Source organism: Paenibacillus melissococcoides (assembly GCA_944800085.1).
Lineage (GTDB): Bacteria > Bacillota > Bacilli > Paenibacillales > Paenibacillaceae > Paenibacillus_B > Paenibacillus_B melissococcoides.
In genome coordinates this window covers 53,486-67,910 of the sequence record CALYLO010000017.1, presented here as the reverse complement: position 1 = coordinate 67,910, position 14,425 = coordinate 53,486, and the positions used below count along the sequence as shown (strand labels likewise).

At 48.2% G+C, this 14,425-nt stretch carries 14 protein-coding genes and 1 pseudogene; 13 read left to right on the top strand and 2 right to left on the bottom strand.

Features of this window, described 5'->3' with window-relative positions; translation table 11 throughout:
• Positions 1–576: 576 nt before the first annotated feature.
• The 4 genes from OCY70_RS33725 (at position 577) to OCY70_RS33710 (ending at position 3,642) form a co-directional block, all read left to right on the top strand.
• Positions 577–1,032, top strand: coding sequence for a hypothetical protein (locus OCY70_RS33725; RefSeq protein ID WP_213428006.1), 456 nt, complete (start codon positions 577–579; stop codon positions 1,030–1,032).
• Positions 1,033–1,051: 19 nt separating this feature from the next.
• The gene (locus OCY70_RS33720) at positions 1,052–2,005 is read left to right on the top strand and encodes a CPBP family intramembrane glutamic endopeptidase (protein ID WP_213428005.1); all 954 of its coding nucleotides are present in this window, start codon (positions 1,052–1,054) and stop codon (positions 2,003–2,005) included.
• Between the two features lie 25 nt (positions 2,006–2,030).
• Positions 2,031–2,312 (top strand): hypothetical protein, encoded by a 282-nt coding sequence (locus tag OCY70_RS33715; protein WP_213428004.1) that lies wholly within the window; start codon positions 2,031–2,033, stop codon positions 2,310–2,312.
• A 679-nt stretch (positions 2,313–2,991) separates the two neighbouring features.
• Entirely contained in the window at positions 2,992–3,642 is a 651-nt protein-coding gene (locus tag OCY70_RS33710) for a hypothetical protein (RefSeq protein WP_213428003.1), read from the top strand.
• Positions 3,643–3,770: 128 nt separating this feature from the next.
• On the opposite strand, the gene OCY70_RS33705 is transcribed toward OCY70_RS33710, so the two are convergent.
• The gene (locus tag OCY70_RS33705; protein WP_213428002.1) at positions 3,771–4,217 is read right to left on the bottom strand and encodes a hypothetical protein; all 447 of its coding nucleotides are present in this window, start codon (positions 4,215–4,217) and stop codon (positions 3,771–3,773) included.
• Here OCY70_RS33705 and OCY70_RS33700 point away from each other — a divergent pair.
• Positions 4,216–4,356, top strand: coding sequence for a hypothetical protein (locus OCY70_RS33700; RefSeq protein WP_213428001.1), 141 nt, complete (start codon positions 4,216–4,218; stop codon positions 4,354–4,356). The genes OCY70_RS33705 and OCY70_RS33700 overlap by 2 nt on opposite strands.
• Here the strand turns inward: OCY70_RS33700 and OCY70_RS33695 are convergent.
• Entirely contained in the window at positions 4,349–4,810 is a 462-nt protein-coding gene (locus tag OCY70_RS33695; RefSeq protein WP_213428000.1) for a hypothetical protein, read from the bottom strand. The genes OCY70_RS33700 and OCY70_RS33695 overlap by 8 nt on opposite strands.
• Before the next feature lie 1,006 nt (positions 4,811–5,816).
• Between OCY70_RS33695 and OCY70_RS33690 the strand changes: the two genes are divergently transcribed.
• From OCY70_RS33690 to OCY70_RS33655, 8 genes and pseudogenes are all read left to right on the top strand, one after another.
• A complete protein-coding gene (locus OCY70_RS33690) occupies positions 5,817–6,245 on the top strand; it encodes a hypothetical protein (protein WP_213427999.1) in 429 nt (142 codons plus the stop codon).
• A 13-nt stretch (positions 6,246–6,258) separates the two neighbouring features.
• Positions 6,259–7,284, top strand: a complete 1,026-nt coding sequence (locus OCY70_RS33685) for an AMP-binding protein (RefSeq protein WP_261948930.1) — start codon at positions 6,259–6,261, stop codon at positions 7,282–7,284.
• Positions 7,281–8,954 carry a non-ribosomal peptide synthetase gene (locus tag OCY70_RS33680; RefSeq protein ID WP_261948929.1) on the top strand — a complete coding sequence of 558 codons (1,674 nt, stop codon included), beginning with the start codon at positions 7,281–7,283 and terminating at the stop codon, positions 8,952–8,954. Before OCY70_RS33685 ends, OCY70_RS33680 begins: the two co-directional genes overlap by 4 nt.
• The gene (locus OCY70_RS33675; protein ID WP_306433928.1) at positions 8,923–10,593 is read left to right on the top strand and encodes a condensation domain-containing protein; all 1,671 of its coding nucleotides are present in this window, start codon (positions 8,923–8,925) and stop codon (positions 10,591–10,593) included. Before OCY70_RS33680 ends, OCY70_RS33675 begins: the two co-directional genes overlap by 32 nt.
• Before the next feature lie 25 nt (positions 10,594–10,618).
• The gene (locus OCY70_RS33670) at positions 10,619–11,281 is read left to right on the top strand and encodes a condensation domain-containing protein (RefSeq protein WP_213427995.1); all 663 of its coding nucleotides are present in this window, start codon (positions 10,619–10,621) and stop codon (positions 11,279–11,281) included.
• Positions 11,278–12,177 (top strand): condensation domain-containing protein, encoded by a 900-nt coding sequence (locus OCY70_RS33665; protein ID WP_213427994.1) that lies wholly within the window; start codon positions 11,278–11,280, stop codon positions 12,175–12,177. Before OCY70_RS33670 ends, OCY70_RS33665 begins: the two co-directional genes overlap by 4 nt.
• 5 nt (positions 12,178–12,182) lie before the next feature.
• Entirely contained in the window at positions 12,183–13,256 is a 1,074-nt protein-coding gene (locus tag OCY70_RS33660; protein WP_213427993.1) for an AMP-binding protein, read from the top strand.
• Positions 13,141–14,375: pseudogene (locus OCY70_RS33655) on the top strand (condensation domain-containing protein). Before OCY70_RS33660 ends, OCY70_RS33655 begins: the two are co-directional and overlap by 116 nt.
• Positions 14,376–14,425: the final 50 nt, after the last annotated feature.

The following is a 14,425-nucleotide window of genomic DNA, read 5'->3' as shown; positions in this document are numbered from 1 at the left end:
GATTAACTGTGTGAAATAAGTTCCATATAATATGTGAAAAATATTGTGAACTGGTATACAGACTGAGATGTAGATGTTTGTTTATATCCAATAAGCTCACGTGGATATATGCTTGTATAGGGAGCTTGCCGCTCAGTATGTTTGGAAGCTTGTTACGAGTGTCAATTAACGCTTCCATTCCTGAACTATTAGAGGAGAAGAGGGCCAACAAGGCTAATGCTATGTTCCAATCGATTGGTGCACTAGTACTATTTTCGGCCCGCTGCTTGCCTCACTGGTTTATGAGTGGTCCACAATGGCTATCGTCCTATTGTGGAGTGCGGTTTTCTTATGCAGTTTCAGGAATGTTGCTAGCTTGGTTGAACTTTCCCAAGGTACAAGGAAATCGTTCACAGAAAGGCGTATTTGCCGAACTGAAGGAGACGATGGGCTACATTCGAGATTATTCATTCTTGTCTTTCTTTCTAAAGATTTCATCGTTTATGAATTCATCCTATACCCGATGATGATTCTAGTATTGCCTTATATCGCTTATCAAGTATTCTGGCTCTTATTCAAGCCTTCTGGGCACTGGGCATGATTGGTGGTTCCTTAGCGATGCTTCGGGTCCCTTCTACACAGTCTTTCATTCGACGTATTTTTGATTTGCTCATGATCCAGGGTGTTATCATCATCGGTTGGTCTATTTCAAGTATCCCGTGGATTCAAACGTTTGACAACGGTTTGTCTGTTGCCCTGTACTGTGGCATGGTATTTTTGATTGGCATTTTGCAAATGTTTGTCCAGGTTCCGATATATACGTATTTTCAATTCCATATCGCGGAGGAATATCGAGGAAAGGTATGGGGGGTTGCCACCACGTTGACCGATATTTCCGCACCGTTAGGATTGTGGATATATGGCTTGCTCTTAGAAGGCGTTAGTTGGACTTGGGTTCCCGTGGTATCAGGCATCGCTATTGTACTGTCCACAGCCTTGCTCAAGTCCAAGCGTGCGATACAGCGGATAGACAAAGAACTTGGGGTTTCGTGACGAGTTGAGGGAGAGAGGAATGACTAAAGGAATGAATGCAATACATGCGGGCTGGCTGTTTCTTGTTTCCTATATATCGGGAAATGTGCTGTCTACCTTTATATTTCCAGATAAACATCAGCTATACGCTAACTTAGGCTTTTTTCTACTCTATGTAGCGTTCGCACAAATCGGATTGAATGTGATTCCTTCTGTTGTATTAAGGAGCAACGAAGAGCTTTCATGGGTGTCCGTATTCAAGTTCCGTAAGGTGACTTGGCGAACGATGCTGCTAAGTATACTGATATATGCGCTCAGTCAGATTTTCATGTTGTTTATTCATCAAGCGACCGAAATCGTATCAGCAGCTCTTGGGAGAACGTATCAGGTATCGATTTATCCGATAGCAACCGACATCATGTCCCTAGTTTTGCTCATCGTAGCGATTGGCGTAATTCCGCCGATATGTGAGGAACTGTTCAGAGGGGTGCTATTGACCGGATACGAACAAAAGGGGAAATGGTTCGCCGCGGCGATGAGCTCCGCCTTGTTCGCCCTCTTTCACAACAATCCATATCGGCTGGTGGAGCTGTTCTTCGCTGCCTGGGTATCGGCACTTATCGTGCTTTATGCTCGGTCGATCTTGCCGGGGATCGTCATCCATATGGCTACGAACATCACGTATGTAATTGGATCGTATATGCAAGAAGGGGACTTGGTGAAGAGCGTATCTTCGCCGTCTGGTCCTCCAGACTATATTTCGCTAGGTCTACTAGGAGCAGCGTCCATCCCCGCGCTGTATATTTGCTGGTTCCTGCTGCGGAAGATTGATAAGATTGAGCGGGCGCGTCACCACTCCAACGAGCAATATCAATCTTATTCCGAGAGAAAATATTGGCTGGTACCAATTGTCATTTCTGTGTGCCTGTTTTGTTTATATTTGAGATACAGTGACGCCTGGCGATTGGGAATGTCAGGACGGAACTTACTATGAGGAGGCCGAGGGGCACGGGATGTTTATGAAAAATAAAGAATGGGCGCTTTCAATCTTTATACATGCCTTTTTAGGTTATCTGTGGGTTCTGTTTATTGATCATGTCTGGGGTTTTGCTAATTCAATGGATAATATGATTTTAAGTGGTCTTATCCTATTATTAGGTACCTTTTTGTTTGGGTTCATTGTAAATCGAATAACTCCGTTTAACAGCTACAAACGAACTCACCCTGCTAAGGTTGCAGGTATTATCTCTTTTGGATTGGTCGTCATCGTGCTTGTGTTTGTATGTAAAATCATAACCTGAACGATAAATGAAAATGAGCAAAGGACAATCGGATTCGTGAAAGTTGCCGTAACGGAAGATACGAAAAATGTTGAATCGTCAGACCGCCGTTACGGAAATCGGATTTGGCTTGTGGAGGCTGGATCAAGGCAGGGGATTGCAAGTGTGCCGAGTCTGCAGGCGTGGGTGCAGTCGATCGCGGCCGCTGCTGCGCTACGACCCGGCGAAGGAGCGTTGGCAGACGGCGGCGTCCCCCGACGTAGGTGCTCCTCTAACTTATTGCTATGAGACAAGGGTATTCCGGCATGAGCAATCGCTGCTGCGAGCGCTGCCCGAAGGTGCGGAAACCGTGATTGGCGAAGCCGGATCGAGCGCAGGCATGCTGCCGTATTCCAGGTACTCCAAAAGTACAGGGTTAACCAGATCACTCACTGTTGTGCTACATCCAAACTCTTTTGCAGGGATTCCAGCCCCAACCAGGTGAAAACAAAACACCATAAATAAAGGGTATTATTTACATTCGAAAATTAGTATGGTAAAAAAAGGGAAGGAGGAGATTGCCATAACACAAAGAGATTGAAAGCATATACTGAGCGTGGAGGTGGTTAAATTGCTTGTATATAGCTAAAGAGAGGCTTGAAAGCCCCTGTAACTGGTTTCTCAGTTCGGCAACAGTACAAATATTTAAGAGAGGATGTCCATGAAGAAGAAATTGGGTTTTCTATTACTGTCTTCGCTTATGCTATTTTCTATGAGTTCAGCAGTTTTCGCAAGTGACTCTTCGATCTCCAATACCGGTGACAAAATCATCACAACAAGCTACCCAGAAGAATACAAAATAGAAACATTGACGAAGGAAGAGTTCTACGCAGATTTAGCTAAAGCGACAAACCGGACTATTGAACAAGTACGAAAAGAAGAGGAACAAAAAAATCAGTCATTCGCTGACCAAACATTCTATTATTCGAGAATGTCTAAAACAATTGACTTGGGCAAAGGCGTAAAGGCCGAATATGGTGTAGACACCAAACAAGAAAGAATCATGTTTGGTGGTGCTGCTGGCCGAAGAATTGTAGAGGTATACAAAGACACTGCGTATTTGAAGGCAGCAACGTCAGGGGGTTATACAATCGAAAAGGATTTTGTGAATCCTGTACTTGAGGACGAGCATAATCTGGTTTTAAGAGCAAGTGGAACTTCGGTTGTAGCAACTACAAAGGGATACAATTCATCTTTAAATGTTAGTGTGGAAGCCCTGCTTGGTATCGGTTATTCATTGGGCGAAACCATAGAAAACACAAAATACTACAGAAAGAACTTCGAAGAAACAGCAAGATTCAAAGTGAGCTAGTAATTTATTGAGGATGCTAATGTTGCTCCATTGTGGGCATAGCATCCTCTTTTTAAATACGACTATTTGCGTGGGGCAGCAAATTTCTTTATTTTCTTTATTGCAGCATTCTCCTTGTTTTGGCTCTTCTACTTCTTTAGCTTCAATGTTAAAGCAGCTTTTAGGGTCTTTTTGCTTTTTAGGTCATTTTTCGCTATTTTGGAGGCTATTTCAAGGGTGTTTTGAGGCGTTTTGGACGGAAAAAGACCACCCTTTCGGGTGGTCAACAGGAGGAATGTGACATGCGGGTCGGGTAGTTCATGCACTGTAAGACCCGATAATTGGCACCTGTGGGTGGAATCGAACCACTTGAGAACGGGTTTGGAGTCCGTCAGCTTACCTCGCGCTTTTAACTCTCGCACAGATAGGTTGGCAGAGGATGTTGGAATCGACGAACCAACGATAGCAGGATCAAAATCTGCTGTGTTGCTGTTAAACGACACAATCATTGTTCTATTAAGTAGCTGCTGCAAGCATTTTCCGATAGTTGGAGCACCGTGCTGTCGGGCCTGGCTGCCCAAATGCTTCAGGTTCATGCTATCTCACAAAGTATTTGCCGACTCGCCGGAGGTTGGCTCGCTTTTCGAGCATGCGGTCATTCCTGGGCTTGAGCTGGCCTCGACCGTGGTCGTCCCGGAACTGGTTCAACGTATTCATCCGTTGTTCATTATTTAGATGGTAAAACATCAAAATCATCTACATGAAACCAATTGTAACCCTCGTCATCAAGCCACCTGTTAATTAATGATTCGTTTACAAGGTAATCTTCTGTTTCAACCCATGATGTAATGTATTCTCTTAATACTTTGTGAGCTTTTGGATACTCGTGAAAAGTAATGGTCTCAATACCAATACCCTTATCACTTCGTTTCATTAGAAAGAATGGGAACGGGGAAAGTGGGCTGTTTCCTATTCCATGTTCACTCAATTCAATTTCTATCTTCCTTTCGGGTACTCTTAGCTTTCTGTATATATCCAAGCGTCCCGACTCTATAGCTTTATTTGTATTTTCTTCACGTTTTTCTAAAACGTAAGTCTCTAATTTATCCATTGCTTGTTGCTTTATTTTTATTGGTACATGGTGGTCATGTATTGTTTCTTTCAATCTAGCGATATCTGGGTCATTCAAATTTATTCGCCCCAGTCTTACATGACCTAATATTACCATCACCAAAGGGAAGGTTAAACCATATAATCCGATTTACTTTTTATATGTCATTGCATTGGATTCAACCATATTTTCCGAAAAGCCTATATTAATAACAGTTTCTTTCGCGATTTTGTTCGATTCGCCTTGCCTCCAATGACGAGGGGAGACGGACAGACGATGGCACTGGCAAGCAGACTGGCTCTCCATGAGCTGAGGTGGGGAGAAAATATTGCATGCCTGTACCTGCTGCAGGCAGGTGGACAGTAGCAGGCATTCAGATACCGATTCCAGTTCAATCCGGCACCAGGAGTACGGTGACCAGGCGCGCATAACGGCTTGCACGGTTAGCTGTCCGAGCCAGGCTCGGATCGCCGCACTCGCAAACATCAGCGCCATTCGGTGCAGGTGACGGTTTGTTGCTCTGCTCCTGGACGTGGCTCGTTGTGGTTTCTTAAATATCGCGCTGAATCAACATCTACAGTCTAAAGCTTTATTTTCTCCGTTCAGATGCACGGCTCGCACGGGGAAAATCCGTTGCAACCCAGCTCCTGTCGCTCAATCGTCCTGCTGCGGTGCCTGCGGTTCAGCATCGGTGTACGACCAACTTCTTGTCACTCAACTGTCTTACCAGGTTGGGCGCGTGTCGGCGGTGGCACCAGCCGGGTAACCAACTGCAGCTCCAAGTTAGCTTCAATTTTCTAACTAACAAATGGAGCCATATCAACATCATCAGTCTAAAATTTTATTTTCCCTCAACACTTATTTAGTTTACTCAGCACAGCACTCTAGATTAGATGCTTTAATTGAGAAAATGAATAAAGTACAAATACAACTTGTCATAACCTCTCTTTTTGTGTATTATGGATTGAATAATTCCCATTTTATTGATTATTTGGATGATGTATCCTGTTTGTGTCCGCGACCAATACTTCCATATAATTCAAAAATCGTATCAGTTCCTGTAAACTAATTCGAGGTGATTCAGTTGATCAGAAAAGTAACCACGAAGATGGAATTAGACGTATTTAATCAAATTGTTGAGAAGGTGTGGTTGGAGAAAGGATATACCGTGGAACACGCCACATTAGAATCGAATTGTTATATCCTCTATAATCAGCATGAGGTACCGGTGGGAACAGCCGAATTCCGAGCCGTGACGCCGGAGTCCGAAGTATTGAAATACTATCCCCCCTTTAATGTGGATCATACGGTGGAAGTCGATAAAATCGCAATCATGAAAGAACACCGGGGACCCGAACATTTTGCTAGGCTCCTCGGGCTGATCCTCGATTATTGTAAAGAGAATCACATTGATAATTATATAAGCTTGCTTGAACCGTCTTTATTTAACTTACTGAAAAACGAGATGAAATTGCCGATTGACGTTGCGTACGAAAGGAGTACGTCCAGATGAACCCGTAGGTCTAATGACTGAGCGATCGCCGGATATGCTAATTGGCATCCTAGCGATATGGAAAGCGGGCGGTGCTTATGTTCCCTTAGATCCAGCTTATCCAGAGAAGCGAATCCGCTACCTGTTGGAGGACTGCGGGGCGCGAATTCTGTTGTCGGATAAAGGTATGGCAGGCGATCTAGCGAAGTGGCATATCGATGGGAGAATCCATTTCCTTGGCCGGGCCGACTATCAAGTGAAGATTCGTGGGCATCGGATCGAACTGGGCGAAGTGGAAACTCATCTACTGGAAGTGCCGGGCGTGTTGGAGGCGACGGTTCTGGCAAGGCAGGGGAAAGACGGACAAAATGACATGTATGCCTATTATGTAGCGAGCCATCCGATATCATATGGCGAGTGGACTCATTTTTTATCGCAGAAGATTCCTCAGTATATGATTCCTCTCTATTTCGTGAAGCTCGATCGGATGCCATTGACCCCTAACGGAAAGTTGGACCGTTCGGCTTTGCCGGTTCGATTGACCGAGCATGCAGAAGAGCAGTTGGCGTGTACGGAGACCCTAAACGAGGCGGAAAGGATTATTTCGGCTATAACGGCCGATGTGCTGGGTGTTCATCGGATTGGCGTCAATGATAATGTCCTGGAGCGGGGAGGTCATTCCCTGAAGTTGATGCTGTTAGCTTCCCAGCTGTACCAGACGTTTAGGGTTGACATATCGATTAAGGAAATATTCGAACGGCCAACGGTACGGGAACTTGCAAATTACCTTGACAGTGCTCGTTCCCTCGCCTTCGAGTCTATCGAACCGGCGCCTGAGCAACCTGAGTATCCGGTGAAATCGGTGCAGCGGAGGCTACTTGTGCTGCGGGAGCGGCATGATACGAGCTACAATATGCCGTCTGCGTATCGGATGGAAGGCGCTTTGGACCGATATCACTTGGAATCGGCCTTGCTTCGCCTGATCGAGCGGCATGCCGCACTACGAACGAGTTTCGCATCGAGTATGCTACCAAGCTATTTACCCGGGATACTGCGGTGAGGCTACAACGGCACTTCGTCTGTTTGCTGAAGGCGATTACGGAGGATCCCGAGCAGATAATCCACCGGATCAGCATGATGCCGGAGGAAGAGAAGACCCAAATTCTTTATACGTTCAACAACATACGTACCGATTACCCGAGGAATCAGACGGTATGTGACTTGTTTGAGAAGCAATCCGCTCAGACGCCGGAACGCGTGGCTCTTGTCTTCGAAGGGCAGCAATGGACGTACGGCAGGCTGAATGAAAGAGCTAATCAGTTGGCACGGCTGCTTAAGGAGTATGATATCGGACAAGACACACCGGTAGGTCTAATGATGGGCAGCGGCCCGGAATGTATTGTCGGAATCCTCGGTATTCTGAAGGCGGGCGGCGCCTATCTTTCGATGGATGCCGAGTATCCGGAGGAGCGGCTCAGGCATATGCTGTTGGACAGTGGGGCCCGGATTGTGCTTACAAATGTCGGGCTGGCTCATAGACACGAAGGGTTGAGCGCTTTTATCGAGTGGATTTGTATGGACGACCCGCGTATCTCGGACATGGGAACAGGCAATTTGGTAAAGACCCACGGGCCGGAGGATCTGATCTACATTATTTACACGTCGGGTTCTACAGGATTGCCTAAAGGTGTTATGTTCGAGCACCGGAGTGTTGTCCGGCTGGTGAAGAATACAACATTTATGGAATTTCCGGAGAAAGGCCGGATTTTGCAGACTTGTTCGTACATGTTCGACGTATCGACGTTGGAGATCTGGGGAGCGCTTTTAAACGGCATGAGTTTGCACTTGACCCGAAAAGAAACAGTCCTGGATCCAGAGAAGATGTCGGAGCTGATCGTACGTGAAGGGATAAACACCATGTGGCTCACCTCTCCTCTATTTAATCATCTCTCGGAGCATCAGCCGGAAATGTTTAAGCCGCTTAACTGCCTGCTGGTGGGAGGGGAAGCGCTTTCCAAGAAACATATCGAGGCTGTTCGCAGATGTTGCCCGGGGCTTCGAGTGATTAACGGATATGGACCAACCGAAAATACGACGTTCTCTGCCTGCCTGATCATTGAGAAAGAATACGAGAAAAGTATTCCTATTGGCCAGCCGATCAGCAATTCGACGGCTTACGTGCTGAACCGATTCGGCGGCTTGCAGCCGATCGGGGTCGTCGGAGAATTATGTGTGGGCGGGGAAGGGGTTGCCCGCGGATATATGAACCGGCCGGAGTTGACCGCAGAGAGATTCATAAGCCACCCGTGGATTCCGGAAGAGCGACTCTACAAAACAGGGGACCTTGTTCGATGGCTCCCGGACGGAGTGCTTGAGTTCATAGGCCGGAGTGACGGTCAAGTCAAAATTCGGGGGTTCCGGATTGAGGTTGGTGAAATTGAACAGCAATTGCTGCTATACGAGGACGTTCAGGAAACGGCTATCGTGGCCAGGGAAACCGAGAGCGGCAGCTGCCTCTATGCTTATTTTGTCAGCAAGCGGAGCATCAAGAAAGCCGAGCTCAGAGAGCATTTATCCATAAGAATGCCAGATTACATGTTGCCTTCTTATTTTGTCCAAGTGAGCCACATTCCGCTGACGCCGAACGGAAAGGTGGATAAACGGATTCTGTTGGAGCTTGAGGCATTCATTCCTGTGGATGACGGTTATGAGGCACCGAGATCTGACTGAGGAAATCCTAGCTAACGTCTGGAAGGAAGTTCTTGGTGTGAACAGGATCGGAATCCATAATTCTTTCTTCGAACTGGGCGGGGATTCCATCAAGGCCATTCAAGTCTCTTCCCGTATGCACCGTTACCAGTTGAAGCTGGAAGCTCGCGATCTGCTCAAGTATACGAGGATATGTCAATTGAGCAGGCATGTCATGCCGCTTACCCGCTGCATCGATCAGGGTGAGGTATCAGGTGAGCTTGAGCCGACACCGGTACAGCGGTGGTTCTTTACGAACCAGTCGAAGGGAAGGCATCATTTCAACCAATCCATGATGCTATATAGCCGCGAACGGTTGGATGAAGGGACGGTATCCAGGATCTTTGACGCCTTGGTAAAGCATCATGATGCACTTCGCCTCGTGTGCCGGGATCGATACGGAGACCCTATCCTTACGTATCGGGGAGTCGAGGGCGATGGGAAGCTTTACGACTTGTTTGTCTTCGATATCCGAGACGAATACAACGTTAAGGCGAGTATCGAATCTCAAGCGGACGAGCTGCAGAGCAGGGTCAACCTCAGCGAAGGGCCACTTGTAAAGATAGGGCTCTTTCAGGTAGAGCAAGGCACGCATCTGCTCATTATTATCCATCATCTCGCGGTTGACGGGGTTTCATGGAGAATTTTGCTGGAAGATCTCGGCGAGGCCTTCAGTCAATGCGCGAACGGAGAGCCCATCACGCTTCAAGCGAAAACTCACTCGTATGCAGAGTGGTCTCGGGCACTGAAGGAATATGCCCAAACCGAAGAGTTGAAGAATGAGAGAGCCTACTGGAGCCGGTTTTCCGACGAGGCGTTCAGTCCGTTGGATAAGGATTTCGACTATCCCGAACATAGGACAAGAGACAGTCGGGATGTTGTAATCTCCTTGAGTGAATCTAATACGACCCGATTAATAACGGAATGCCATGCAGCATACAACACGGAAATGAACGACTTGCTACTCGCCTCGCTGGCGCTGGCGCTCCGCTCCTGGACAGGAGAAAGCCGCTTCTTGATTCAACTGGAGAGCCACGGCCGGGAGACGGTGATTGAGGGTCTTGACATCGGAAGGACAGTCGGTTGGTTTACCTCTATTTTTCCGGTCGGGCTCACCCTGCCGGACAACGATTTGATTGGGGATGCCGTCAAGCTAGTGAAGGAGTCGTTGCGAAGTATCCCCAACAAAGGGATGGGGTATGGCATCCTGAAATATTTGAGTGATACGGAAGAAGAGGAAAGCCTAGAATTCGGCCTGCAATCCGATATCAGCTTCAATTATTTAGGCCAGTTTGGAGGAGAGATGGGAAGCGGAAGGATGGACTTCTCTCCTTATTCCACTGGCAGGGAGGTCAGCCCTGATTATGGCAACCGCTGTTCTTTGGATATTAATGGGATACTCATAAATGGTCAGTTGAGCTTTACCATCAGCTTCAGCACCCGGCAGTATCTGGAACAGAGTATCCTGACTCTGGGAAAGCTGTTCAATGATAAATTGAATGCCGTTATCGAGCACTGCTCCAGTCGGCAGGAAACAGAGCATACGCCGAGCGATTTTAGCTCCAAGGATTTAGATTTCGATACGCTTCGGGATGTATTTAGTGCTCTGGAAAATTTGTAGCGTCCGCTCGGAAGGAGTGACCCTTTTGTTCGCCAAAAGTGATGTATTGGATATGTATTTTCTTACACCGATGCAGGAAGGCATGTTGATTCATGAGCTCCTGAACGAGAACAACGATGCCTATTTCCAGCAGTTGCACTTTTCTTTATCCGGCAGGGTGGACTTGGCAGCGTTCCGCCGGTCGGTGGATGCCATAGTTACGGCTAACGCGATGTTCCGCACGGTATTTGTCTACAAGAATCTAAAGCGTCCGGTTCAGGTTGTGCTGAAGCGAATGGAGATTCCGGTGAACTTCCAGGACCTGCAGGGGCTTTCACTCGAGGAGCGTTCGGCGTTTCTTGAGGAATTCAAACGCGGGGAGATTGCGCAGGGGTTTGATTTGACGCGCGGACCGCTCATGCGTGTCGCGCTTCTGCAGACCGGCAGTGATCGGTATGAATGTATCTGGAGCTATCACCACTTGATTCTCGACGGCTGGAGTACGGCGAATGTGCTGACTGAGCTATGGAGAACCTATGCGCGCTGTAGGAGAACCAGGCGACCGATTCAACAGACAGCGGTGCCTTTCAGCATGTACATCCAATGGTTGGAGAAACAGGATAAACAATCAGCCTTGCAATATTGGGACACTCATCTCGAAGGCTATGAAGAGGCTACGGGTATTCCTTGTAGCCGGACGAGACAATGAATAGACCGTATCGGGCGGATCAACTGTTCTACGACTTCAGCCCTGAGGTGACCCGTGCGTTGGAGACGGCTGCACAGCAGAACGGTGTCACTTTAAGCACAGTCATGCATGCGATTTGGGGGCTGCTGCTACATCTGTACAACGGAGTGGAGGATGCGGTCTTTGCTTCTGTCGTTTCAGGAAGGCCCCCGCATCTGCCTGGCATTGAAAAAATGGTTGGCATGGGTATCAATGCGGTACCCGTAAGGGTGAGGTGCAGTGGGGAAACGACGTTTGCCGAGCTGCTGCAGCAAGTCCATACCGCTTCAAATGAAAGCGACAAATACGATTATTTTCCGCTCTTTGAGATTCAAGCCCGTTCCCTGCTGAACAAGGATCTCATAAACCATGTATTCGTTTTTGAAAACTATCCTCTGAACAATTTATATCGAACAAGATCCTTGGGATTCCGGATTACCGATATTCAGGTATACGGTCATCCCAACTATGACTTCAATATTGTTCTATCTCCGGGACCGGAGAGCCTGTCAATCAAGGTCTCTTACAACGAGGCGGTATATGATCGGGATGAAGTTCGGGAGGTGCTGCAAAGGTTTAAGTCTTTGGCTTGGATTCTCGTAAAAAACCTTCATCTGAAAATCAAGGACCTAGAAGTGCTGACTTCGCAAGAGAAACACCGGCTGCTTACCGAGTGGAACCGTACGCAATTTCCCGTCAACGGGGAGTTCACCGTACATGCCTGGTTCGAGAGGCAAGTGCAGAAAAATTCGGATAAATGGGCGTTGGTGTGCGGGGAGCAGCGATGGACTTACGGTGAACTGAACGCCAAGGCCGGCGGGATCGCAGCCAAGCTTCGGAAACTGGGTATTGGAGCGGTTCCGGACCGCAGAAGGTAGTAGCCTTGAAGGCGGCGTTGGAGACGGTAGTGGGAATTCTGGGTATTTTAAAAGCCGGCGGTGCCTATTTACCGATTGAACCCGCCTATCCCGCAGAACGAGTCGCCTACATGCTGCAGGACAGCGGGGCTGCCGTTCTGCTGGTACATGGTCAGGAGGCGCCGAAGGAACTAATATACGGGCTGCCCGTCGTCCATTTGTGCAGCAATGAGCTCGGCGAGAGAGAAACGGTTAGATTTGGACTGACAGGCGATGCTGCAGATTTAGCTTATATTGTCTACACCTCGGGGACGACCGGGCAGCCGAAAGGGGTGGCTGTCAGCCACAGGAATATCGTGAACTATGTATCCTGGTTTGCACAACAGGCTCAGTTGTGCCCGGAGGATAGCACGGTTGTGCTTTCTTCCTTGGCGTTTGATCTGAGCTATACCAGCTTTTATTCCGCTCTCCTGTCAGGCTGTCCCATTCATCTGCTAACCAAGGAAATGTACGCCGATCCCAATCAGCTGCTTACGTACATCCGGCAGCATGGCATCACCTTTCTCAAAGGAACCCCGTCTTTGTTCAATATGCTGATAAATGCCAGTTCTTTCGCTCCTCCGGGAATGTGCTATACACTCCGAGTGATGGTGTTGGGCGGTGAAGAGATTAACACGGCGGATGTGGAGAACTTCTACCGATCTTATCCCATGGCAAGGATCATGAACCATTACGGGCCTACGGAATGTACGATCGGTTCGGTAGCGATGATGATCGAACCGGAGAGGCTGGAGACATTCAAGCACCGGCCGGCTATCGGGAAGCCAATCGGCAATGCCAAGGTGTATATCTATGACCGATACATGAAGCTAGCACCGATTGGAGTCGCTGGTGAGCTTTATATTGCGGGAGCGGGCGTGGCGCAGGGATATATTGGCGACCCGGCGCTCACTTCAAAACGATTTATACGATCCCTGCGGACTCATGTACAAAACCGGCGACTTGGCACGCTGGCTGCCGGACGGGACCCTCCAATTTCTTGGACGTATCGACCAGCAGGTAAAGATCCGTGGCTATCGGATCGAACTGGGGGAGGTTAAGCAGCGTTTGCTGAAGCATGTATCGGTCATAGACGCTGTGGTGTTGGATATAGACACCGAACCGTACGGCAAAGCTCTATGTGCCTATTACGTCGCCTCCTCGCCATTGTCTCCTTACGAGCTCAGGGAATGCTTATCAGAGGAATTGCCGGAGTACATGATTCCTTCGCACTTCATCCGGCTGGAGCGGATTCCGCTGACGCCAAACGGCAAGACGGACCGGCGGAGTTTGCCGCTGCCTGGGAAGGACATGGGGGAGGGTACGGCATACGTCGCTCCACGAAACAATGTGGAGCGGAGATTGTCCTGTCTTTGGACCGAGGTGCTCGGCGTAGCGCAGGTAAGCGCGGAGGATAATTTCTTTCATATCGGCGGTCATTCGTTGAAGGCTGTGATGCTGATTTCCGCAATATGCAAGGAGTACGGTGTAGAGCTTCCGCTTCGTACGGTGTTCCATTGTCCAACGCTCCGGGAGTTAGCGTCGGCCATCGATCGCTCCTGCGTTTCGACTATGCTTTCCATCCAACCGGCAGAGAAGAAGGAATGCTACGCCGTCCCTTCGGCACAGAAAAGGATCTATGCGTTAAGCGGCTACGATCCCGATAGCTTCCATTATAATCGGCCTTCAGCCTGGTCAGTGGAGGGAGCCATGGATGCGGAGAGGCTTCATCAATCTCTTCATATGTTGGTTGCCAGACACGGCGTTCTGCGAACCTCCTTTGATATGGAGGAAGGGAAGATTGTGCAGCGGGTTCACGCGATTTGGAATACGTTGATTTGGAGCATAAACGGGAAAGTAAGGGAATCAAGAAATTGATCCAAGAACGGATTCGGCCGTTCGACTTGAGCCGGGGCCCGCTCCTGAGGTTTTCCTTGTTCAAGCTGGAAGCGGAAATACACGTTCTGTTCATGGATGTACATCATATCATTTGGGACGGCGTGTCGAGCGTAGTATTTCTCCAAGAACTTCTAGATACCTACATGGGAGCCGAGCTACCAGCGATGAGACTTCAGTATTCAGACTATGCTGAATGGCAGCAGACGTATATGTATCGGAGGCTCCTCTGGAAAAGGAGAAATATTGGCTTTCTCAATTCGAGGGTGACCTACGGGTATTGAATTTGCCGGGAGATTATACCCGTCCTAACGTTCAAAACTTTGTAGGGAAT